Genomic DNA, 21,530 nt, shown 5'->3' on the forward strand with positions numbered 1-21,530 from the left:
CCGGGCATCTTGTGGAGGAGGCGCTGTGAGCAGCGACCCGTGGGGCCGCGTCGACGACGCGGGGACTGTGTACGTGCGTACGGCGGAGGGCGAGAAGGTCGTCGGGTCCTGGCAGGCGGGTTCGCCGGACGAGGCTCTCGCCTACTTCGAGCGCAAGTACGACGGTCTGGTCGTGGAGATCGACCTGCTTGAGCGCCGGGTGAGGACCACGGATCTGGCGGCCAAGGATGCCGAAGCCGCGATCGCGCACCTGCGCGAACAGGTGGACGCACACCACGCCGTCGGCGACCTGGATGCGCTGCGCACCAGGCTCGACAAGCTCACCGAGGGCGTCGAGAAGCGCCGAGAGGAGCGCAGGGCCCGCAAGGTGCAGCAGGCCGAGGAGGCGCGCCGGGCCAAGGAGGAGCTGGTCGCCGAGGCGGAGGAGCTGGCGGGCAGCGAGCAGTGGCGGGCCGCCGGGGAGCGGCTGCGGGCGCTGGTCGACACCTGGAAGGGCCTGCCGCGGCTGGACCGCAAGAGCGACGACGAGCTGTGGCACCGCTTCTCGCACGCGCGCTCGGCGTTCTCCAAGCGCCGCAAGGCGCACTTCGCGCAGCTGGACGCGCAGCGTGAGGAGGCACGGCAGCGCAAGGAGAAGCTGGTCACGGAAGCCGAGGCGCTCTCCGGCTCGCGGGACTGGGGCCCCACCGCGGCCAAGTACCGCGAGCTGATGCAGGAGTGGAAGGCCGCCGGACGGGCGCAGCGGGAGCACGAGGACGACCTGTGGGCCCGGTTCCGCGGCGCCCAGGACGTCTTCTTCCAGGCGCGCAGCGAGGTCTTCGCCGAGCGCGACAGCGAGCAGCGGGAGAACCTGGCGCGCAAGGAGGAGCTGGCCGCCGAGGCGGAGAAGCTGCTGCCCATCACCGACCTGAAGGCCGCGCGGAGCGCCTTCCGCGCGCTCAACGAGCGCTGGGACGCCGTGGGGCATGTGCCGCGGGACGCGCGGCCGAAGGTCGAGGGGCGGATGCACGCGGTCGAGCGGGCCATCCAGGAGGCCGAGGAGGCCGAGTGGCGGCGCAGCAACCCCGAGGCGCGGGCCCGCGCCGAGGGTCTGACCGGTCAGCTCCAGGACGCGGTGGACAAGCTGCGCGAGCAGATCGACAAGGCTCGTGCCGCGGGGAACTCCGCGAAGGCGGCCAAGCTGGAGCGCGAGCTGGAGGGCCGCCAGGCCCTCCTGGACCAGGCGCAGAAGGGCCTGCAGGAGTTCGGCGGCTGAGGCGGCCTTCCGCCAGGCTTGCGCGGGGCGGCGGGGCACCGGCCCCGCCGCCCCGCCTACCGCTGTCCCGGCTCGCCTCGCCCGCCTGTGCCGGGCGCTCTCCCGGCCCGCCCGTCCGCGCCGGTCCCGCGTGCCGCCCGCACTGCCGCCGGGCTGCTGCGGGGATCCCGCGCCCCGGGCTACTGCGGGCGCCGGGCCGAGGTGACGCGGTAGACGTCGTAGACGCCCTCGACACCGCGGACGGCCTTCAGCACATGGCCGAGGTGCTTGGGGTCGCCCATCTCGAAGGTGAAGCGGGAGATCGCGACCCGGTCGCGGGAGGTCTGCACCGCGGCCGAGAGGATGTTGACGTGCTGGTCGGACAGCACCCGGGTGACGTCCGAGAGCAGCCGGGAGCGGTCCAGCGCCTCGACCTGGATGGCGACCAGGAAGACCGAGGACTGGGTGGGCGCCCACTCGACCTCCAGGATCCGCTCGGGCTCCCGGGTGAGGGAGTCGACGTTCACACAGTCGGCGCGGTGCACCGAGACGCCATTGCCACGGGTGACGAACCCGATGATCGGATCGCCGGGAACGGGCGTGCAGCAGCGGGCCAGCTTGACCCACACGTCGGAGCCGGCGCCCTTGACGACGACGCCCGGGTCGGCGTTGGAGCGGCGCCGGGTGCTGCGCGCGGGCATCGGCGGCGCGGTCTCGGCGATGTCCTCCTTGGCTTCGTCCTCGCCGCCGAGCGCCTGCACCAGCTTCTGGCAGACGTTCTGAGCCGAGACGTGCCCCTCGCCGATCGCGGCGTAGAGCGCGGAGATGTCCGGGTAGCGCATCTCGTGGGCGAGGGTGACCAACGAGTCGCCGGTGAGGATGCGCTGGATGGGCAGGTTCTGCTTGCGCATGGCCCGCGCTATGGCGTCCTTGCCGTGCTCGATCGCCTCGTCGCGGCGCTCCTTGGTGAACCAGGCGCGGATCTTGTTGCGGGCGCGGGGTGACTTGACGAAGCCGAGCCAGTCCCGAGAGGGCCCGGCACCGGACGCCTTGGAGGTGAAGACCTCGACGGTGTCGCCGTTGTCGAGGGTGGACTCCAGCGGCACCAGGCGGCCGTTGACGCGGGCGCCGATCGTCCGGTGGCCGACCTCGGTGTGGACGGCGTAGGCGAAGTCCACGGGGGTGGCGCTCGCCGGCAGCGCTATCACGTCGCCCTTGGGCGTGAAGACGAAGACCTCGTTGCGGGACAGGTCGAACCGCAGGGACTCCAGGAACTCGCCGGGGTCCTCGGTCTCCTTCTGCCAGTCGAGCAGCTGCCGCAGCCACGACATGTCGTTGACCGTCTCGTCCGCGGCACCGCCCTTGCCCGCGCCCTTGGGCGCGTCGGTGCGGACCTTGGAGGCACCGGCGACCGCCTGCTGCTTGTACTTCCAGTGCGCGGCGATGCCGTACTCGGCACGGCGGTGCATGTCGAAGGTGCGGATCTGCAGTTCGACAGGCTTGCCGCCGGGCCCTATGACCGTCGTGTGCAGCGACTGGTACATGTTGAACTTGGGCATCGCGATGTAGTCCTTGAACCGCCCCGGAACCGGGTTCCACCGGGCGTGGATGGTCCCCAGCGCGGCGTAGCAGTCGCGGACGGTGTCCACCAGGACGCGGATGCCCACCAGGTCGTAGATCTCCGCGAAGTCCCGGCCGCGGACGATCATCTTCTGGTAGACGCTGTAGTAGTGCTTCGGCCGCCCGGTGACGGTGGCCTTGATGCGCGCCGCCCGCAGATCGGCCTGGACCTCGTCGGTGACGACGGCCAGGTACTCGTCCCGCTTGGGCGCCCGCTCGGCGACCAGCCGGACGATCTCGTCGTACATCTTGGGGTAGAGGATCGCGAACGCGAGGTCCTCCAGCTCCCACTTGATGGTGTTCATGCCCAGCCGGTGGGCGAGCGGGGCGAAGATCTCCAGCGTCTCGCGGGCCTTCTGCTCCTGCTTGGAGCGCTTGAGATAGCGCATCGTGCGCATGTTGTGGAGCCGGTCGGCGAGCTTGATGACCAGGACGCGGGGGTCCTTGGCCATCGCGACGACCATCTTGCGCACCGTCTCGGCCTGGGCGGCCTCGCCGAACTTGACCTTGTCCAGCTTGGTGACGCCGTCGACCAGGAGCGCCACCTGGTCGCCGAAGTCGCGGCGCAGGGTGTCGAGCCCGTACTCGGTGTCCTCGACCGTGTCGTGCAGCAGCCCGGCCATCAACGTGGCCGGGTCCATACCCAGCTCGGCGAGGATGGTGGTGACGGCCAGCGGGTGGGTGATGTACGGGTCGCCGCTCTTGCGCTTCTGGCCGCGGTGCCAGCGCTCGGCCACCTGGTAGGCGCGCTCGATCTGGCGCAGCGTGGAGGACTCGATCTTGGGGTCGTTGCTGCGCACGATCCGCAGCAGCGGCTCCAGCACCGGGTTGAACGGACTCGACCGCTGCACCCCCAGACGCGCCAGACGGGCGCGCACACGGTTGGAGGAGCCGGAACGGCCCGACACTCCGGAGACGGCACGCGCGGGCGCCACACGGTCGCGAGCGCCGTTCTCGGCGCCCTTGGCGCGGTCCCCGCCCTTGCCGCCGCGCGCCGGTGCGGCGGGGGCGCCGGACTGCTGCCCGGCGTGGTCCTGTGCACCGGAGCGGCCGCCGTTCCCGCTCTTCGAGGGCAGTCCGCCGCCGGCCGCGGCGCCGGGCCGCCGGCGGGCCGCCTCGCCGGCGGCCTCCGCTTCCTGGCGCTGAGCGGCGGTGAGCTGCTGGGCCTCGTCTGGCAAGAGCACTCCTCGGTGGACCGCAGGTCGGACTGCCATGGTAGCCACCCCGGCCGGACCGGGCCCTCCCGGACGGCGAAGCGGTGGACCCGCGGCCGCCGCGGGCCGGGCGGCCGGCCCGCGAGGACGGCGCAGGCGGCCACCCCCGCCGGCCCGCCCCGGACACTCCCGGGGGAACCGTACCGGGTGACCGCCTGGCGCCGGCCAGGCCCGGTGGCCGGTCGGGGACCTCGGCTCAGACGCTGACGAGGACGTCGAGGGGCGCACCGGCCAGGGCCCGCTCCACCCGCTCCCGCCCTTCGAGGAAGCCGAGCTCCAGCAGTATGGCCACGCCCGCGACCTCGGCGCCGGTGCGCCGGATCAGCTCGACGGACGCCTCGGCGGTACCGCCGGTGGCCAGTACGTCGTCGATCACCAGCACCCGGTCGCCCTCCGCGAGCCCCGAGGCGTGCACCTCGATCTGGGCGCTGCCGTACTCCAGGTCGTACGCCTGGGAGAGGGTGGCGCCGGGGAGCTTGCCGGACTTGCGCACGGGGACGAAGCCGATGCCCGAACGGACGGCGGCGGGGGCGCCGAGGATGAACCCGCGCGCCTCCAGACCGACGATCTTCGTCGCCCGGTGCCGCTCGGCGAGCCCGGCGAACGCGTCCGTGAGGACGGCGAACGCCCGGGCGTCGGCGAGCAGCGGGGTGATGTCCTTGAACATCACCCCGGGCTTGGGGTAGTCGGGCACGTCGTGGATCCGGCTGGTCAGCAGCTCCCGCACCTCGGCGGGGACCGGCAGGGCCGGCGAGGAATCCGTGGCACTCATCGGCTCACCTGCGCTTTCCGGACGGCCTGCCGCGGCCCCGGCCGCGGGAGGGCGGCTGACGGCGCTGCCCCCCGACTCCCGCGCCCGCGGCGGCGGGACCGCCGCCGCGGCCGTTGTCCACGGAGACCGGCGGGCGGACGCCGCCCCCGCCTCCGCCGTCGCCCGGCTCGTCGCCCGGGTCCTCGCCCTGCTCGTCGTCCGGCTCGCTCGCCTCGCGCTCTGCCGCCTTGAGCCGCTTGTTCCGCACCCGCTTGGCGAGGGCCTTCATCTCGGGCTGGCGCTCCTTGAAGTCGGCCACCAGCGGGGTCGCGATGAAGATCGAGGAGTAGGCACCGGCGGCCAGACCGACGAACAGCGAGAGCGCGATGTCGTTGAGCATGCCGCCGCCGAGCATGCCGCCGCCGATGAACAGCAGACCGGCCACCGGCAGCAGCGCGACGACGGTGGTGTTGATGGAACGCACCAGCGTGCCGTTGATGCTGCGGTTGGCGATCTCGCTGTAGGTGTACTTGGTCTGCTTGGTGACGTTCTTGCTGCTCTCCCGCAGGCCGTCGAAGACCACGACCGTGTCGTAGAGCGAGTAGCCGAGAATCGTCAGCAGACCGATCACCGTGCCCGGGGTGACCTCGAACCCGACGAGCGAGTAGACACCGACGGTGATCGTGATGTCGTGGATCAGCGCGATGAGCGCGGCGAGCGCCATCCGCCACTCGAAGGCGATGGCGAGGTAGATCACCACCAGGATCATGAAGATCCCGAGCCCCTGCCACGCCTTGTTGGCGATCTGCTCGCCCCAGCTGGGACCGACCAGCTGGGCGTCGATCTTCTCCGGATTGACCTTCAGCTCGTCGGCCAGCTCCTCCTTGACCTGGGTGGAGGTCTTGGTGTCGACGGTGGCGATCTGCACGCGCTTACCGCCGTCACCCAGCTCCTGGACGATGGCCGTGTGCCCGGAGACCCGCTCGGCGGCCTCCGTGGTCTGCTGCACGGACGCCGAGGTCTTGGGCGTGGTGAAGACGGCACCGCCCTCGAACTCGATCCCCATGTTCAGACCGCGGACCACGAGCCCGACGATGGCCGTGATGGTGATCAGGATGGAGAGGCCGTACCAGAGCTTGCGGTGCCCGACGAAGTCGTAACCGACCTCACCGCGGTACAGCCGGGCGCCGAGAGTGCCGAGACGGGACACCTCAGACCTCCTTCGGGTCGGTGCTGACGGTGCCACGGCCGCGCCGCAGCGGGGGCCGGGCTCCGAGCCGCTTGGGATCGAGTCCGGACCAGGGGTGCCCGTCGGCGAAGAACGGCTTGCGGGCGAGCAGCGTCATGACCGGCTTGGTGAAGAAGAAGACCACGACGACGTCGAGCGCGGTGGTCAGACCGAGGGTGAAGGCGAAGCCCTGCACCTTGCCCACCGAGACGATGAACAGGACGGCAGCGGCCAGGAACGAGACGAAGTCGGAGACCAGGATGGTGCGGCGGGCGCGCGGCCAGGCGCGCTCGACCGCGGGCCGCAGGGTACGGCCCTCCCGCACCTCGTCCCGGATGCGTTCGAAGTAGACGATGAACGAGTCGGCCGTGATGCCGATGGCGACGATGGCGCCGCAGACCGCGGGGAGGTTGAGCGCGAAACTCATCGCCGGCCCCAGCAGCGTCATGATCGAGTACGTCATGGCCGCCGAGACGAGCAGGCTGAGGATGGCGATCAGCGACAGGCCGCGGTAGTAGGCGACGAGGTAGACGATCACCAGCGCGAGCCCGATGGCGCCCGCGATGAGGCCCGCCTTGAGCTGGTCGCTGCCGAGCGCCGCGGTCACCGTGGTGACGTCCGACTCCTCGAAGGAGAGCGGCAGCGCACCGTAGGAGAGGATGTTGCCCAGTTCCTCGGCGGACTCCTGGGTGAAGCTGCCGGAGATCTCCGCGTTGTTGGTCAGCTTCTGGTTGACGGTCGGGGCCGACTGGACCTGGCCGTCGAGCGCGATGGCGAACTGGTTCTGCGGCTGCGGCTTCTTCATCAGCTTGCCGGTGATCTCACCGAACTGGTCGGAGCCCTTGTCGCTGAACGACATCTGGACGATCCACTGACCGCGCTGCTGGTCGAAGACGGCCTTGGCCTTGCTGACGTTCTTGCCCTGCACGGCGACCGGGCCGAGCGCGTACTTGATCGGGTCGTTGGCGTCGCAGGCGACGATCGGCTCGGATCCCTTGGTGCTCGCGGCCTTCTCGCTGGCCTTGGCGCGGGCCTCCTTGGTGGTGCAGTCGAGCGCGTTCAGCTGCTTGGCCAGCGCGGCCGGTACGCCGGGCTGCTGCGGCTGCTGGGGCGGCGCCGTGGGCGGCGGGCTCTTCTTGCCGCCGGACTCGCTCGCCGAGGGGGTGGGGCTCTTGTCCGTCGTGGCGGTCTTCGCCGTCAGCCCCTCGGTCACGGCCCGGCCCTGACCGGAGGAGTCGGAGGAGGGGTTCGCCTGGTCGCCCTGGCTGCCCTGCTCCTTCTCGTCCTTCTGCTGCTTCTCGTCCTTCTGGTCCTGGCTCTTGTCCTGCTTGCCGGAGCCGGAGGGCGAGGGGGACGAGGAGGGCTGGGGCTGCTGGGACTTCCCGACCTGGGCCAGCGTCAGCACGGGCCGGAACGCGAGCTGCGCCGTGGTGCCCACCTGCTTGCGCGCCTGCTTGGAGTTGGTGCCCTTGGGGATGTTGACGATGATGTGCCGGTCGCCCTGGGTCTGGACCTCGGCCTCCGTCACACCGAGACCGTTGACGCGCCGCTCGATGATGCCGACGGCGGTGTTCATGTTGGTCTTGTTGATCGCGTTGGGCTTGCCCGGCTGATTCTTCGCCTCAAGGGTGATGCTGGTGCCACCCGCCAGGTCGATGCCCAGCCGGGGCGTCTTGTGACCCGAGGCGAACATCCCCGCGACCAGCCCGGCCGTGATCACCAGAATCAGCCCTAGGGAGCGCCATGGCTTCCCCTTGGCGCCGGAGGCCCTGCGACCCCTTTTCGGTGCTGCCACCTTCTCGTCTCTCCCTGTCCAACCGCCCGTGCCGCCCCGCGAGTTCGGCCGGGCGCGGCACAGCGGCGCGCGAAGTGGTCTGTGGACGTGCTACGCCGCCGGACCCGGTCCTCTCCCCCAGTCCGGCGGCGCTGACCTTACTTGGAGTCGGCGTCCTCGTCCCGCTTGGCGTCCTCGGCCTCGGCGGTGTCGGCCTTCGCCGCCTCCGCGCCCTTCGGCTCGTCGGACGCGTCGGCGGACTCCTCGCCCTCCTGCTTCCCGGCCTCCCCGGCGGCGTCGCCGTCGGCGTCCTTCTTCCGCAGGTCGGGCTTCGCGTCGGAGGAGGCGTCGTCCTCGTCCCGGGTCAGCGAGGACGCGTCGTCCGGGACGACGGTGTCGACGTCGAACTCCTCGCCCTCGGGACCGTTCGTGATGCGGTCGAACTCCTCGTCGGAGAGCACGGCGCCGATGGCGTTCTTGGCGAAGAGCGCGTGCGTGCCGGGCTCGATCTCCACGAGGACGCTGTCCTCGCGGATCTCCTTGACGACGGCGTACATGCCCCCGATGGTGCGGATGCCCGTGCCAGGCTGCATCTGGTCACGCATCTCGGCGGCCTGACGCTGCTTCTTCTTGGCGGAGCGAGTCATCAGGAACATGGCCCCGATGATCACAATGAACGGGAGCAGAGCAATAGGATCCACGGCGGAAGATATTCCTTCGCATGGCCGCGTCTCAGCGGCCTGGGTATTCGGGGTGGGCAAGCCTCCGCTAAGGGAGGGCGTCGGCGGAGTCTAAGCGAGCCTTCGCCGATGGAACAACGTCAAGCATGGCACCGAGGTTCCCCGCCCGACGAGTCTCCGCGCCGTCACGCTCCGAACAGGCCCTGTTGTCCCGGCCCTCCGGAAACCGGCCCCGAGGACTGCTGAGGCGGGGTGAGACCCAGGTGAGCCCATGCGGCCGGAGTGGCCACGCGGCCACGCGGAGTGCGGGCCAGCAGTCCCTCGCGCACGAGGAACGGCTCGGCCACTTCCTCCACTGTCTCACGCTCCTCGCCGACCGCGACGGCGAGCGTGGAGAGGCCGACGGGACCGCCGCCGAACAGCTTCAGCAGCGACCCGAGCACGGCGCGGTCGAGCCGGTCCAGACCGCGCCCGTCCACCTCGTAGACCTCCAGCGCGGCGCCGGCCACCGCACGGGTGATGACGCCGTCCGCCTTGACCTGTGCGTAGTCCCGCACTCTGCGCAGCAGCCGGTTGGCGATCCGCGGCGTGCCCCGGGAGCGCCCGGCGATCTCGACCGCGCCCTCCGGGTCCGTGCGCACCTCGAGCAGCTCGGCGGAGCGGCGGACGACCTGCTCCAGCTCGGCGGGCTCGTAGAACTCCATGTGCGCCGTGAAGCCGAAGCGGTCCCGCAGCGGCGGCGGCAGCAGCCCGGCCCGGGTGGTGGCGCCGACCAGCGTGAAGGGCGGCAGCTCCAGCGGGATGGCCGTCGCACCGGGCCCCTTGCCGACGATCACGTCGACCCGGAAGTCCTCCATGGCCATGTAGAGCATCTCCTCGGCCGGGCGGGACATCCGGTGGATCTCGTCCAGGAAGAGCACCTCGCCCTCCTGGAGGGAGGAGAGGATCGCCGCGAGGTCGCCCGCGTGCTGGATGGCCGGGCCGGAGGTGATGCGGATGGGGGCGCCCATCTCCGCCGCGATGATCATCGAGAGTGTGGTCTTGCCGAGTCCGGGGGCGCCGGACAGCAGGACGTGGTCGGCGGTGCCCCCGCGGGCGCGCGCGGCGCGCAGCACCAGATCGAGCTGCTCGCGCACCTTGGGCTGCCCGATGAACTCGCCCAGCTGCTTGGGGCGCAGCGCGGCCTCGACCGCCTGCTCGTCACCGTCGACCTCGGCGTCGACGAGCCGTTCCTCGGAGCTCATCGCGTCACCGTGCCCGGTTCAGGGACTGCAGGGCGGCCTTCAGCAGCACACCGACCTGGGGCTCGGCCCCCTCCGCCGCAACCGCCTCGGCCTGCGGCGCGACGGCCGTGACGGCCTCGTCCGCCTCCTTGGCGGCATACCCCAGCCCGACCAGCGCCGCGTGCAGCTGCTCCTGCCAGCCCGCGGCGGCCCCGGCCGCGGCACGCGAGGCGGGCACCGTGCCCAGCGGCGCTCCGAGCCGGTCCTTCAGCTCCAGCAGCAACTTCTGCGCGCCCTTCTTCCCGATCCCGGGCACGGCGGTCAGCGTCTTCTCGTCCCCGCCCGAGACGGCCAGCCGCAGCGCGTCGGGACTGTGCACCGCGAGCATCGCCTGGGCGAGCCGGGGCCCCACCCCGCTGGCGGTCTGCAGCAGTTCGAAGGTCTGCCGCTCGTCCTCGTCGGCGAACCCGTACAGGGTCAGCGAGTCCTCCCGCACGACCAGCGAGGTGGCGAGCCTGGCCTGCTCGCCGATGCGCAGCCCGGCGAGGGTGCCGGGGGTGCACTGGACCGCCATGCCGACCCCGCCGACCTCGATCACGGCGGAGTCGGGGCCGAGCGCGGCGACGGGTCCCGAGACGGAGGCAATCATCGGACTGTGCCTTTCGTGCGGTGCTGCGGACTGCCGGACTGCGGACGGCGGGCACGTGCGGAGGGGGCCGGCTGCCGGTCGGCGAGGGCCTGCTGCAGCCGGTTGTGCGCGGGGCCCCGCCAGATGTGGCAGACCGCGAGAGCCAGTGCGTCCGCGGCGTCGGCGGGCTTCGGCGCGGCGGACAGCCCCAGCAGGCGCGTCACCATCGCGCCGACCTGGGCCTTGTCGGCCCGCCCCGAGCCGGTCACCGCGGCCTTGACCTCGCTGGGCGTGTGCAGCGCCACGGGCAGCCCGCGCCGGGCCGCGCACAGCATGGCGACGGCGCTGGCCTGCGCGGTGCCCATGACCGTGCGGACGTTGTGCTGGCTGAACACCCGCTCCACGGCGACCGCTTCGGGGCGGTGCTCCTCCAGCCACTCCTCCAGCCCGCGCTCGATCAGCACCAGCCGGTCGGGGAGTTCCGCCTCGGCGGGCGTGCGGACCACACCGACACCCGCCATGGTCAGCCGCCGCCCGGCCACCCCGTCGACCACGCCGACACCGCAGCGGGTCAGCCCGGGGTCGACCCCCAGCACACGCAATGCCCTCCCCCTCTCCGTACGTTCTGCGCAATCGTCCCTGTGTTCCCGCAGGTTATCGGGAAGCACCGACAGAACGCAGAACCGACGGCCCGGCGGAGGTGTCTCCGCCGGGCCGTCCGGAGCCGTTGCCGACGGTCAGGGCGCCACCCGCCGGCGCGGGCCGCCACCGCGTCGCGTCCGCGCGACCACTCGGGCGGCGCTGTTACGCGGCAGCGCCGTGTCGCCGCTTACGCGGCAGCGCCGTGTCGCCGCTTACGCGTCGACCTTCGCCATCACATCGTCGGGCACGTCGAAGTTGGCGAAGACGTTCTGCACGTCGTCGCTGTCGTCCAGCGCGTCGATCAGCTTGAAGATCTTCCGTGCGCCGTCCTCGTCCAGCTCGACCTGCATGCTGGGGACGAAGCTGGCCTCGGCGGAGTCGTAGTCCATCCCGGCCTCGACGAGCGCGGTGCGCACCGCCACCAGGTCGGTGGCCTCGCTGATCACCTCGAAGTTCTCACCGAGGTCGTTGACTTCCTCGACGCCCGCCTCCAGGACGGCGGCGAGGACGTCGTCCTCGGAGCGGTCGCCCTTCGGGACGATGACGACGCCCTTGCGGTTGAACAGGTAGGCGACCGAACCCGGGTCGGCCATGGAGCCGCCGTTGCGGGTCATGGCGACCCGGACGTCGGACGCCGCGCGGTTGCGGTTGTCGGTCAGGCACTCGATCAGCACGGCGACACCGTTGGGGCCATAGCCCTCGTACATGATCGTCTCGTACTCGGCGCCGCCCGCCTCCAGGCCCGCGCCGCGCTTGACCGCGCTGTCGATGTTCTTGTTGGGAACCGACTGCTTCTTCGCCTTCTGGATGGCGTCGTAGAGGGTCGGATTGCCCTCCACGTCAGCCCCGCCCATCCGGGCCGCGACCTCGATGTTCTTGATCAGCTTCGCGAAGAGCTTGCCGCGCTTGGCATCGATCACGGCCTTCTTGTGCTTGGTGGTAGCCCACTTAGAGTGGCCGGACACAGCCTCGCTCCTTCACAGTCCCAACTACTTCTCGACGCGGAGATCCTACCGCCAGCCACTCAGTGTGCCGACCGCACCATCTCCGTGAACAGCGCGTGCACCCGCTGGTCACCGGTGAGCTCCGGGTGGAAGGCGGTGGCCAGCAGATGGCCCTGCCGGACGGCCACCGGGTGGCCGCCGCAGGAGGCCAGCGTCTCAGCCGCCGCCCCCGTCGACTCCACCCAGGGGGCACGGATGAAGACCCCCTCCACCGGGCCGCCGGGCACGGCCGGCATGTCGACCGCCGCCTCGAAGGACTCGTTCTGGCGCCCGAAAGCGTTACGGCGGACGATCATGTCGATGCCGCCGACGGTCTCCTGCCCGGAGCGGGGGTCGAGAATCTTGTCGGCGAGCATGATCATCCCGGCGCAGGAGCCATAGGCGGGCATCCCCCGGGACACCCGCTCGCGCAGCGGCTCCATGAGGCCGAAGGTGACCGCGAGCTTGCTGATCGTGGTCGACTCGCCGCCCGGGATGACCAGGCCGTCGACGGCGGCGAGTTCCTCGGGACGCCGGACCTGCACAGGTTCGGCGCCCGACGCCCGGAGGGCGGCCAGATGCTCGCGGACGTCGCCCTGGAGGGCGAGCACGCCGATGGTCGGCGCAGACACGGTCACGGTGCGGTCCTTCTTCGTCGCTGGGCTGTTCACCGGGCGGAGCCCGGTCCTCGTGCGGGGGGCAGGCCGGGGGCCGCACCGGTGAGCGCTGCGGCCTCCCGGCGCGGCACCGGGCGGGTCACCAGCCGCGGCTGGCGTAGCGCTCCGTCTCCGGCAGAGTGTCGCAGTTGATGCCGACCATGGCCTCGCCCAGGCCACGGGAGGCATCGGCGACGATCTTGGGGTCGTCGTAGAACGTGGTGGCCTTCACGATGGCCGCCGCGCGCTTGGCCGGGTCGCCGGACTTGAAGATCCCGGAGCCGACGAAGACGCCCTCGGCACCGAGCTGCCGCATCAGCGCCGCGTCCGCCGGGGTGGCCACACCGCCCGCGGAGAAGAGCACGACCGGCAGCCTGCCCGCCGCCGAGACCTCCTTGACCAGCTCGAACGGCGCACGCAGCTCCTTGGCCGCCGCGTAGAGCTCGTTGTCGTCCAGCACGGTCAGCTTGCCGATCTCGTTCTTGATCTGGCGCATGTGCCGGACGGCCTCGACGACGTTGCCGGTGCCCGCCTCGCCCTTGGAACGGATCATGGCCGCGCCCTCGGCGATCCGGCGCAGGGCCTCGCCCAGGTTGGTGGCGCCGCAGACGAACGGCGTGGTGAAGGCGAACTTGTCGCTGTGGTTGACCTCGTCGGCCGGGGTCAGGACCTCCGACTCGTCGATGTAGTCGACCCCCAGCGCCTGGAGGACCTGCGCCTCGACGAGGTGGCCGATGCGGGACTTGGCCATCACCGGGATCGAGACGGCTTCGATGATGCCCTCGATCATGTCCGGGTCGGACATCCGGGCCACGCCGCCGTCCTTGCGGATGTCGGCGGGCACGCGCTCCAGGGCCATCACGGCGACGGCGCCGGAGTCCTCGGCGATCTTCGCCTGCTCCGGCGTGACGACGTCCATGATCACGCCGCCCTTGAGCTGCTCGGCCATGCCCCGCTTGACGCGGGCGGTGCCGGTCTCGGGACGCTGTGCCGCGGCGGAGTCGGTGGCGGTGGACGGAGTTGACACGTTCGACCTCGCTGAAGGGGTGATGTTCGAGGGACCGCTCAGGTCCGAGAATCCACCCTCTCGAACCGGGCGGCCTGCGAAAAGGGCCAATCGCCGGGCTGTGGCCTGTACGGCTCGCACGGCCCGCGACAGGCCCGCGAGCGCACCGGCGCCCCGGCCGGGCCGGTCACTCCGCGGAGGGCTCCCGGCCCGGGTCGGCCGGCAGCAGCGGGGGCCCGTCGTCCATCTCGAACGCCAGCGGGAAGGGCGCGTGCCCGGCCAGCCGGAACCAGCGGACCGTACGGTGCCGCCGCAGCGCGCGGGCCGCACGCACCGCGTCGTTGTGGAACCGGCGCGCCATCGGCACCCTGCGCACCGCCGCGCTCAGCTCTGCGGCCGTCTCCCGGCCGCCCGGAGCCGCCCGGACGGCCTCGAACTGGGCGCTCTCGGCGAAGACGGCGCGCAGCGCCTGGCTCAGCTCGCTCTCCGCGACCTCGCGCTGGTCCTCGGCGGCCTGCCGGGCACCGTGCGCGGCCTGGTGCAGCACCATGGAGGCCGCCGGGTCCAGGACGCCGGCGGTGGCGAGTTCCTGGGCGATGGAGGCGCGGCGCAGCAGGGCGGCGTCCAGCGCGGCCCTGGCCGCGTCGATCCGTGCGTGCAGCCGGTCCAGCCGCCCGGCGGTCCAGCTCAGATAGACGCCCACGAGGAGCAGCGCGACGACGATCCAGATGACGGTGGTGAGGGTGGGCATCTCGGTCCCGGGGCTCAGTCCCGCGCGAGGCCGAACCGGGCCCGCAGCCCGGTGCGCTCGTCGGGGGCGACGGAGGCGGCGCCGTCCGTGACCGTCTCGTAGACGGCGAGGATGTCGGCACCGACGGTGGACCAGTCGAACCGCCGCACGTGCCGGGAGCCGCGCTCACGCAGGTCGGTACGGCGTGCGGGGTCGGCCAGGAGGCGTACGGCGGAGTCGGCCAGCGCGTCGGCGCGGCCGACCGGGAACAGCTCTCCGGCCGCTCCCCCGTCGAGCACCTGCTCGAAGGCGTCCAGGTCGCCGGCGAGCACCGGGGCACCGGCCGACATGGCCTCCACCAGGATGATCCCGAAGGACTCGCCCCCCGTGTTGGGCGCCACGTACAGGTCCACGCTGCGCAGCAGCCGCGCCTTGTCCTCGTCGCTGACCATGCCGAGGAACTCCACGCTCCCGCGCATGGCGGCCGGGAGCTGCGCCACCGCCTCCTGCTCGTCCCCCCGTCCGGCGACCAGCAGCCGGGTGCCGGGGGCCGCCTCCAGGATGGCCGGCAGCGCCTTCATCAGCACCGGCAGGCCCTTGCGCGGCTCGTCGATCCGGCCGATGAAGCCGATCGTGCGGCCGTCGGGGCCGCCCTGCCAGGCGGGCTCGGGCTCGGCGCGGGAGAAGAAGCCGACGTCCACCCCGTTGGGGATGGTGACCGCGTCGCCGCCCAGATGTTCGACCAGGGTGCGGCGCGCGTACTCGCTCACCGCGATCCGGGCGCTGATCTTCTCCAGCGCCGGCTGGAGGATGGGATACGCGGCGATCATCGCCCGGGAGCGCGGGTTGGAGGTGTGGAAGGTGGCGACGATGGGCCCCTGCGCCGCCCAGCACGCCAGCAGGGAGAGCGAGGGCGTGGCCGGTTCGTGGATGTGCAGCACGTCGAAGCGGCCCTCGTGCAGCCAGCGGCGGACCCGGGCGGCCGACAGGAAGCCGAAGTTCAGCCGCGCCACCGAACCGTTGTACGGCACGGGCACCGCGCGTCCGGCCGAGACGACGTAGGAGGGCAGCGGCGTCTCGTCGTCCGAGGGCGCCAGCACGGACACCTCGTGCCCCAGCCGGATCAGGTGCTCGGCCAGGTCGCGGACGTGGAACTGGACCCCGCCGGGCACGTCCCACGAGTAGGGGCAGACGACTCCGATCCTCATCCGCGCCCCCGTTCCGCGGCCGGTGCGAGGTCGGCGAGCCAGAAGCGCTGGAGCATGTGCCAGTCCTGCGGGTGCGCGGCGATCCCCGCGGCGAAGGTGTCGGCCAGGGTCTGCGTCATGGCCGCGACCCGCTCCCGGCGTCCCTCGATCGGCGGTACCGGGATCGGCTCGTGGACCCTGGCCCGCATCCTGGGCGGCGCCTCGTACCAGAGCGTCACCGGCATCAGCAGCGCACCGGTCTGCTGGGCGAGCAGCGCGGGGCCCGCGGGCATCCGGGTGGCCTCGCCGAAGAAGTCGACCTCGATCCCGGCGGCGGACAGATCACGGTCGGCGACCAGGCAGACGAAGCCGCCCGCGCGCAGCCTGCGGGCCAGCGTGCCGAACGCGGAGGCGCCGCCGTGCGGCAGCACCTCCATGCCCAGGCTCTCGCGGTAGGCGACGAACCGGTCGTAGAGGGTCGCGGGCTCGAGGCGCTCGGCGACGGTGGTGAAAGGGGTACGGGTCGCGGTCACGGCCCAGGCGCCGGCCAGGTCCCAGTTGCCCATGTGCGGCAGCGCGAGCACGACCCCGCGTCCGGCGGCGAGCCCGTCGTGGAGCAGGTGCGCGTCCTCGACGTGGACGCTGTCGAGGATGTGCCGCTCACTGTAGGCGGGCAGCCGGAAGGACTCCATCCAGTAGCGCAGATACGAGCGCATCCCGGCGCGGGAGAGCTGCCGCAGCTCCGCCGGGGAGGCGTCCGGGACCACCCGGGCGAGGTTCGCCTCCAGCCGGGCCACGCCCTTGCCGCGGCGCCGCCAGGCCGTGTCGGCCAGGCTGCGGCCGAGCCCGGCGGCCGCCGGCCCGGGCAGCTTCCGGACGCCCGCCCAGCCCAGTCCGTACAGCGCGTCGGTCAGCCGGCCGCGCAGCGCGCTCAAGCGGTCCTCCCGGGTTCCTCCGCCTCGTCCTGCGCGGCGCCCGCAGCGGCCTTCCGCTCCTCCGCCTCGGCGACCTCGGCGGCCTCCCGGCGTACCGTCACCACCCGCTGGCCGAGCGTGACGGCGCTGCCGGCGGCGACCACCCACAGCGCGATCGGCAGCAGCACACCCATGTAGGGGACGCCGAAAGTGGCCTCGAAGCCGGACAGGCCCGCGAGCACCAGCGTGATCACCAGCCGCTCGGCGCGCTCCACCAGGCCGTTCACGTCCACCGGCAGTCCGATGCTCTCGCCGCGCGCCTTGGTGTAGGAGACGACCTGCCCGCTGGCCAGGCAGAACAGCGTCACGGCGCACAGCACCAGATCGTCGCCGCGTCCCGCGTACCACAGCGCGATCCCGCCGAAGACGGCCGCGTCCGCCACCCGGTCGAGCGTGGAGTCGAGGAAGGCTCCCCAGCGGCTGGAGCGGCCGAGCTGCCGCGCCATGTTGCCGTCCACCATGTCCGAGAAGACGAACAACGTGATGACGACGGTGCCCCAGAAGAACTCGCCCTGCGGGTAGAAGACCAGGGCTCCCGCCATCACTCCCAGGGTGCCGACCAGGGTGACGGCGTCGGGGCTCACACCCCGGCGCAGCAGCATCGCGGCGAACGGGGTGAGAACACGCGTGAAGAATGCACGCGCGTACTTGTTCAGCATGACCGTCCCTGGTGCGTCGAGAGTGAGCCGGATGACGGTGTGGCCACCGGGTGGCCCATCGTAGTCACGCGGCGGCGGCGCCCGGCGCACACGGTCGGGTAGTGCCGTGTTCCACGTATGGACGCCCGCAGGCGGCGGTGCAAAGCTCGAAGGACCGCGGTCCTTCGCGACCGCTCGGTCCCCCCAGCGTGCTCCAGCAGGTGACGACCGGAAGGCGGGACACATGGCCGAGAAAGCGCACGCGCACCCCGGAGCCGCCGGCAGGGCGACGGCGGCCGACCACCCCGGCTCGATTCGGAACGTGGCGCTGGTCGGCCACAGCGGAGCAGGCAAGACGACGCTGGTGGAAGCCCTCGCCCTGGCCTCGGGCGCGATCGACCGGGCCGGCCGGGTGGAGGAGGGCACCTCGCTCTCCGACCACGACGAGATCGAGCAGCGGCGGCAGCGCTCCGTTCAGCTCTCGCTGGTTCCGCTGCGCTGGGACGGCATCCGGGTCAACCTCCTGGACACCCCGGGGTACGCGGATTTCGTCGGGGAGCTGCGGGCCGGACTGCGCGCCGCGGACGCCGCCCTCTTCGTGGTCTCGGCCACCGACGGGGTGGACGGAGCCACCCGGCTGCTGTGGCGGGAGTGCGCTGCCGTCGGTATGCCGCGGGCCATCGTCGTGACCCATCTGGACGCCGCCCGCGCCGACTTCGAGGAGATGACCGCGAGCTGCCGGCGGGAGCTGGGCGGCGACGATCCGGACACCGTCGTCCCGCTCTACCTGCCGGCACCAGGCGCTCGGCGCTCCGACGGCACGGCCCCGGTCACCGGTCTGATCGGACTGCTCACCGGACGGCTGTTCGACTACACGGGCGGGGAGCGCACCGAGCGTGACCCGGACGAGGGACATCGGCAGCTCGTCGCGGAGGCCAGGAACCGGCTGATCGAGGGGATCATCGCGCAGAGCGAGGACGAGTCCCTGATGGACCGCTACCTGGCCGGCGAGGAGTGCGACACCAAGACGCTCGTCGAGGACCTGGAGAAGGCCGTGGCCCGGGGCACGTTCCACCCCGTGCTGGCCGCAGCCCCCGCCGCCGGGAGCGCCCGGCAGGGACTGGGCACCGTCGAGCTGCTGGAGCTGGTCACCGGCGGCTTCCCCACCCCGGAGGAGCACGGGATCCCCGCCGTCACGGCGGCCGACGGCACGCCGCTCCCGCCGCTCGGCTGCGATCCGGACGGGCCACTGGCCGCCGAGGTCGTCAAGACCTCCTCCGACCCCTACGTGGGCCGGGTCTCCCTGGTGCGCGTCTTCTCCGGCACCCTGCGCCCGGACGAAACCGTGCACGTCGCCGGGCACGGCGCCACTGCCCCGGACCGGGAGGGCCGTCCACCGCACGAGGAGGACGAGCGCATCGGTGCGCTCTCCGCGCCGTTCGGCAAGCAGCAGCGCACGCTGGACGCGGCCATCGCGGGCGACCTCGCCTGCGTGGCCAAGCTCAGCCGGGCCGAGACCGGCGACACCCTCTCCGCCAAGGACCGCCCGCTGCTGATGGCTCCCTGGCGGATGCCCGACCCGCTGCTGCCCGTCGCCGTCCAGGCCCACAGCAAGGCGGACGAGGACAAACTCTCCCAGGGGCTGGCCCGGCTCGTGGCAGAGGACCCGACGATGCGGCTGGAGCAGAGCCCGGAGACCCGACAGCTCGTGCTGTGGTGCATGGGCGAGGCGCACCGGGACGTCGCGCTGGAGCGGCTGCGGTCCCGCTTCGGGGTGCGGGTGGACACCGTCGAGCACCGGGTGGCGCTGCGCGAGACGTTCGCCGCGGCCGCCCGGGGGCGCGGGCGGCATGTCAAGCAGTCCGGCGGGCACGGCCAGTACGCCATCTGCGAGATCACCGTCGAGCCGCTGCCCGCGGGTTCCGGGATCGAGTTCGTCGACAAGGTGGTGGGGGGTGCGGTACCGCGCCAGTTCATCCCTTCGGTGGAGAAGGGCGTCCGCGCGCAGGCGGCCAAGGGGGTGGTCGCCGACTATCCGCTGGTGGACGTGCGGATCACCCTCGTCGACGGCAAGGCGCACTCCGTCGACTCCTCGGACGCGGCCTTCCAGACGGCGGGCGCGCTCGCGCTGCGCGAGTGCGCGTCCGGGGCGGGGATCGCGCTGCTGGAGCCGGTGGCCGAGGTGGAGGTCGTGGTCCCCGACGATTATGTGGGCGCCGTGATGAGCGACCTCTCCTCCCGGCGCGGCCGGGTGCTGGGCACCGAACAGGCCGGTGCGGGCAGCACGGTGGTGCGCGCCTCGGTCCCCGAGATCGAGATCGACAGGTACGCGGTCGACCTGCGGGCGATGTCGCACGGCACCGGCCGGTTCTCGCGCGGGTACGCACGGCACGAGCCGATGCCGCCGCAGCACGCGGCACGCGTGCTCGAGGCGGAGGGCGGCCCCGCAGCGCGGTGAGACGCGGAGGCGCCGCCGGTGGCCCCAGCCGGGGAACCACTCGTGCGGGCGGTCGCTGCCGGCGCCCTCCCTGAGGCAAGATGTGTGCCGACCGCGGCAGTTGGGAAGCCGTCTGGCGTGGTCGGCGGCACCTCACCGGGCCTGCGCCGGGTCGGCACCGGGTGCCGCGAGCCTGATCCGAGCGGAGTGGGGGCCCAGTGGCCGGATTCGACGATCTCAGCAGCCAGCCCGACGTGGCAGCGGAGTTCACCCCGGGGGCCCAGGTGCCCATCTCCGGGTCGGGCGGGCAGACGGCTGCGTCCCAGGCGCTGGCCTCGGCTGCCTACCGCGACGACGAGGTCGAGAAGCTGGTCGCGGCCAACCCCGACGCCGGTTTCAAGAAGCCGCGGCTCTCCCTGTTCGAGCCCAACCTCGGTGAGGCGTACTCCCGGGCGGTGCAGACCCGGCTGCTCGGCGGCGCCCGCGCCCCGCTCATCCAGTCCTTCGGCATCGAACCGCAGACCATCGTGGAGCACTGCCTGGCCGCCACCCGGGTGCGCAAGCAGCGCGACGCGCGGCTGACCGGCGTGATGGTGCTTTTCGGGCTGCTGTTCCTGCCCGGGGTGCTGCTGTGGCTGCTGGCCTTCCAGTTGCGCCGCATGATCGCCGGGTCCAAGGACAAGCGGGCCGGGGCTGTCGGCATGGTGGTGCTGGTCGCCGTCGGGGCGCTGGCGGTGCTCTTCGCGATCAAGCTCCCGGTCAGCGGCTTCTGGGGGATCTATCTGCGGGCGATGCTGATCGCGCCGGTGGTCGGCGGGATGTGGGCCAAGCAGATCTGCGAGCGGTACGCCAAGGATCTGCGTGCCCGGTGGCAGAGCCTGCTGGGCGGCACCGGAGTCGGCGCCAAGATCCCCGAAGCGGTGCCCCAGGACCCGGGCGACGCGGGCGCCGAGCGCATCCGGCTGGGCCTGGCCAAGGTCGCCGCCGAGCAGGCCGGCAACCTGATCTACTACGCTGGCCCCAAGGGGATACTGGGCATGGGGACCCGGTGGGGCAGTTGGCAGCTGGCCGAGGAGCTGACACCGGCGCGGGAGGGCGAGGAGATCAACCCGTTCCGCAGCTGGGACGTCATCCGCGCCATCCACGACCAGCTCCGCCTCCTGGAGCGCGGCCCGCTGCACACCGGCGGCTTCCCCACCCCTTCGATACGGCACTGGGTGGTCTCCCCCATCGCCGAGGGAGCCAAGGCGGTCAAGCACCCCGAGGGCCAGGAGGTCGAGGGGTACCGCATCAAGGACTTCGAGATACAGCGCATCTGCAACGAGCAGCAGTTCGGCGCCGGCAACCGGCACTATCTGGGCGTCCAGTTCGTGCTGTGGGACGGCCAGTTGGTGATCACCCTGTTGATCAGCGTCACGGTGCTGCACCACACCCTGCGCATCGAGGTCACCGGCCACGCCCTGGGGCCCGTCGACGGGCTGTTCACCAGCGGCCCGCAGGCCAAGACCAAGGAGGTCGCCAAGAGCGTCAAGTTCTGGGAGACCCGCACGGTCAACCTGCCCCTGGTGGAGACCAAGGAGGTGGTGCGGCTCGCCGCGCGGGCTCCGCTGACCTGGTTCCCGCCCGTGCTGGACTTCCTCGGCGGCAAGCTCTCGCTGCCCGAACCGTTCGGTCTGCGGCACGCCTGGGCGAAGAAGCCGTGGCGGCACCGCTTCATGGCCGACGACGCGATGCGCGCCGCGACGCCCGTGCTGCGGGTCGTGCACGCGGCCGCCATCAAGGTGCTGGAGGAGAACGGCTGCAACGTCGAGCGGTTCGGCTCCCGTTCGCTCAACCTGAGCGCCGCCGTGCAGGACGCCAAGCCGTTCAAGGCCGACGTCTACGAAGCCTGAAGCCGAAACCGGCGTCTGGGACGCCTGAAGCCG

General features: G+C 72.1%; 18 protein-coding genes. 3 read left to right on the plus strand and 15 right to left on the minus strand.

All coding sequences use genetic code 11. The features are described from left to right. Nucleotides 1-25 precede the first annotated feature (25 nt). Nucleotides 26-1,255: a DUF349 domain-containing protein gene (locus tag ACFYMO_RS19095; protein ID WP_366771996.1), complete on the plus strand. Its 1,230-nt coding sequence runs from the start codon at nt 26-28 to the stop codon at nt 1,253-1,255. Nucleotides 1,256-1,434: 179 nt separating this feature from the next. Here the strand turns inward: ACFYMO_RS19095 and ACFYMO_RS19100 are convergent, their stop codons facing one another. From ACFYMO_RS19100 to pgsA, 15 genes are all read right to left on the minus strand, one after another. Continuing rightward, the gene (locus tag ACFYMO_RS19100; protein WP_366771997.1) at nt 1,435-4,032 is read right to left on the minus strand and encodes a bifunctional (p)ppGpp synthetase/guanosine-3',5'-bis(diphosphate) 3'-pyrophosphohydrolase; all 2,598 of its coding nucleotides are present in this window, start codon (nt 4,030-4,032) and stop codon (nt 1,435-1,437) included. A 232-nt stretch (nt 4,033-4,264) separates the two neighbouring features. Further along, on the minus strand, nt 4,265-4,840 hold the full coding sequence (locus tag ACFYMO_RS19105) for an adenine phosphoribosyltransferase (protein ID WP_366771998.1): 576 nt from the start codon (nt 4,838-4,840) through the stop codon (nt 4,265-4,267). Between the two features lie 4 nt (nt 4,841-4,844). Then, nucleotides 4,845-6,029 carry a protein translocase subunit SecF gene (secF, locus tag ACFYMO_RS19110; protein WP_366771999.1) on the minus strand — a complete coding sequence of 395 codons (1,185 nt, stop codon included), beginning with the start codon at nt 6,027-6,029 and terminating at the stop codon, nt 4,845-4,847. A 1-nt stretch (nt 6,030) separates the two neighbouring features. Then, the gene (secD, locus tag ACFYMO_RS19115) at nt 6,031-7,842 is read right to left on the minus strand and encodes a protein translocase subunit SecD (RefSeq protein ID WP_366772000.1); all 1,812 of its coding nucleotides are present in this window, start codon (nt 7,840-7,842) and stop codon (nt 6,031-6,033) included. A gap of 137 nt (nt 7,843-7,979) precedes the next feature. Then, entirely contained in the window at nt 7,980-8,522 is a 543-nt protein-coding gene (gene yajC / locus ACFYMO_RS19120) for a preprotein translocase subunit YajC (protein WP_366772002.1), read from the minus strand. A gap of 164 nt (nt 8,523-8,686) precedes the next feature. Continuing rightward, nucleotides 8,687-9,745, minus strand: a complete 1,059-nt coding sequence (ruvB, locus tag ACFYMO_RS19125; RefSeq protein WP_019359686.1) for a Holliday junction branch migration DNA helicase RuvB — start codon at nt 9,743-9,745, stop codon at nt 8,687-8,689. Nucleotides 9,746-9,749: 4 nt separating this feature from the next. Then, a complete protein-coding gene (gene ruvA / locus ACFYMO_RS19130) occupies nt 9,750-10,373 on the minus strand; it encodes a Holliday junction branch migration protein RuvA (protein ID WP_366772003.1) in 624 nt (207 codons plus the stop codon). Beyond that, nucleotides 10,370-10,954 (minus strand): crossover junction endodeoxyribonuclease RuvC, encoded by a 585-nt coding sequence (gene ruvC / locus ACFYMO_RS19135; RefSeq protein ID WP_366772004.1) that lies wholly within the window; start codon nt 10,952-10,954, stop codon nt 10,370-10,372. The genes ruvA and ruvC overlap by 4 nt, the downstream gene beginning before the upstream one ends. Before the next feature lie 252 nt (nt 10,955-11,206). After that, complete coding sequence (locus tag ACFYMO_RS19140) at nt 11,207-11,959, minus strand: YebC/PmpR family DNA-binding transcriptional regulator (RefSeq protein WP_366772006.1); 753 nt, start codon at nt 11,957-11,959, stop codon at nt 11,207-11,209. 59 nt (nt 11,960-12,018) lie between these two features. Continuing rightward, entirely contained in the window at nt 12,019-12,609 is a 591-nt protein-coding gene (gene pdxT, locus ACFYMO_RS19145; protein WP_366772050.1) for a pyridoxal 5'-phosphate synthase glutaminase subunit PdxT, read from the minus strand. A gap of 124 nt (nt 12,610-12,733) precedes the next feature. Further along, a complete protein-coding gene (pdxS, locus tag ACFYMO_RS19150; protein WP_366772007.1) occupies nt 12,734-13,660 on the minus strand; it encodes a pyridoxal 5'-phosphate synthase lyase subunit PdxS in 927 nt (308 codons plus the stop codon). 166 nt (nt 13,661-13,826) lie between these two features. Further along, nucleotides 13,827-14,390: a hypothetical protein gene (locus ACFYMO_RS19155; protein WP_366772009.1), complete on the minus strand. Its 564-nt coding sequence runs from the start codon at nt 14,388-14,390 to the stop codon at nt 13,827-13,829. 14 nt (nt 14,391-14,404) lie between these two features. Next, nucleotides 14,405-15,577 carry a glycosyltransferase family 4 protein gene (locus ACFYMO_RS19160; RefSeq protein WP_366772010.1) on the minus strand — a complete coding sequence of 391 codons (1,173 nt, stop codon included), beginning with the start codon at nt 15,575-15,577 and terminating at the stop codon, nt 14,405-14,407. Then, the gene (locus ACFYMO_RS19165) at nt 15,574-16,491 is read right to left on the minus strand and encodes a phosphatidylinositol mannoside acyltransferase (RefSeq protein WP_366772011.1); all 918 of its coding nucleotides are present in this window, start codon (nt 16,489-16,491) and stop codon (nt 15,574-15,576) included. Before ACFYMO_RS19165 ends, ACFYMO_RS19160 begins: the two co-directional genes overlap by 4 nt. Further along, nucleotides 16,488-17,189, minus strand: coding sequence for a phosphatidylinositol phosphate synthase (gene pgsA / locus ACFYMO_RS19170; RefSeq protein ID WP_366772012.1), 702 nt, complete (start codon nt 17,187-17,189; stop codon nt 16,488-16,490). The genes ACFYMO_RS19165 and pgsA overlap by 4 nt, the downstream gene beginning before the upstream one ends. Before the next feature lie 223 nt (nt 17,190-17,412). Between pgsA and ACFYMO_RS19175 the strand changes: the two genes are divergently transcribed. Together ACFYMO_RS19175 and ACFYMO_RS19180 are read left to right on the plus strand one after the other, a co-directional pair. Next, nucleotides 17,413-19,626 carry an elongation factor G-like protein EF-G2 gene (locus tag ACFYMO_RS19175; RefSeq protein WP_366772013.1) on the plus strand — a complete coding sequence of 738 codons (2,214 nt, stop codon included), beginning with the start codon at nt 17,413-17,415 and terminating at the stop codon, nt 19,624-19,626. Nucleotides 19,627-19,823: 197 nt separating this feature from the next. After that, nucleotides 19,824-21,497, plus strand: coding sequence for a hypothetical protein (locus ACFYMO_RS19180; protein WP_366772014.1), 1,674 nt, complete (start codon nt 19,824-19,826; stop codon nt 21,495-21,497). Nucleotides 21,498-21,530: the final 33 nt, after the last annotated feature.

This window comes from Streptomyces sp. NPDC007025 (assembly GCF_042869455.1).
In the GTDB taxonomy this organism is placed as follows: Bacteria; Actinomycetota; Actinomycetes; order Streptomycetales; family Streptomycetaceae; genus Streptomyces.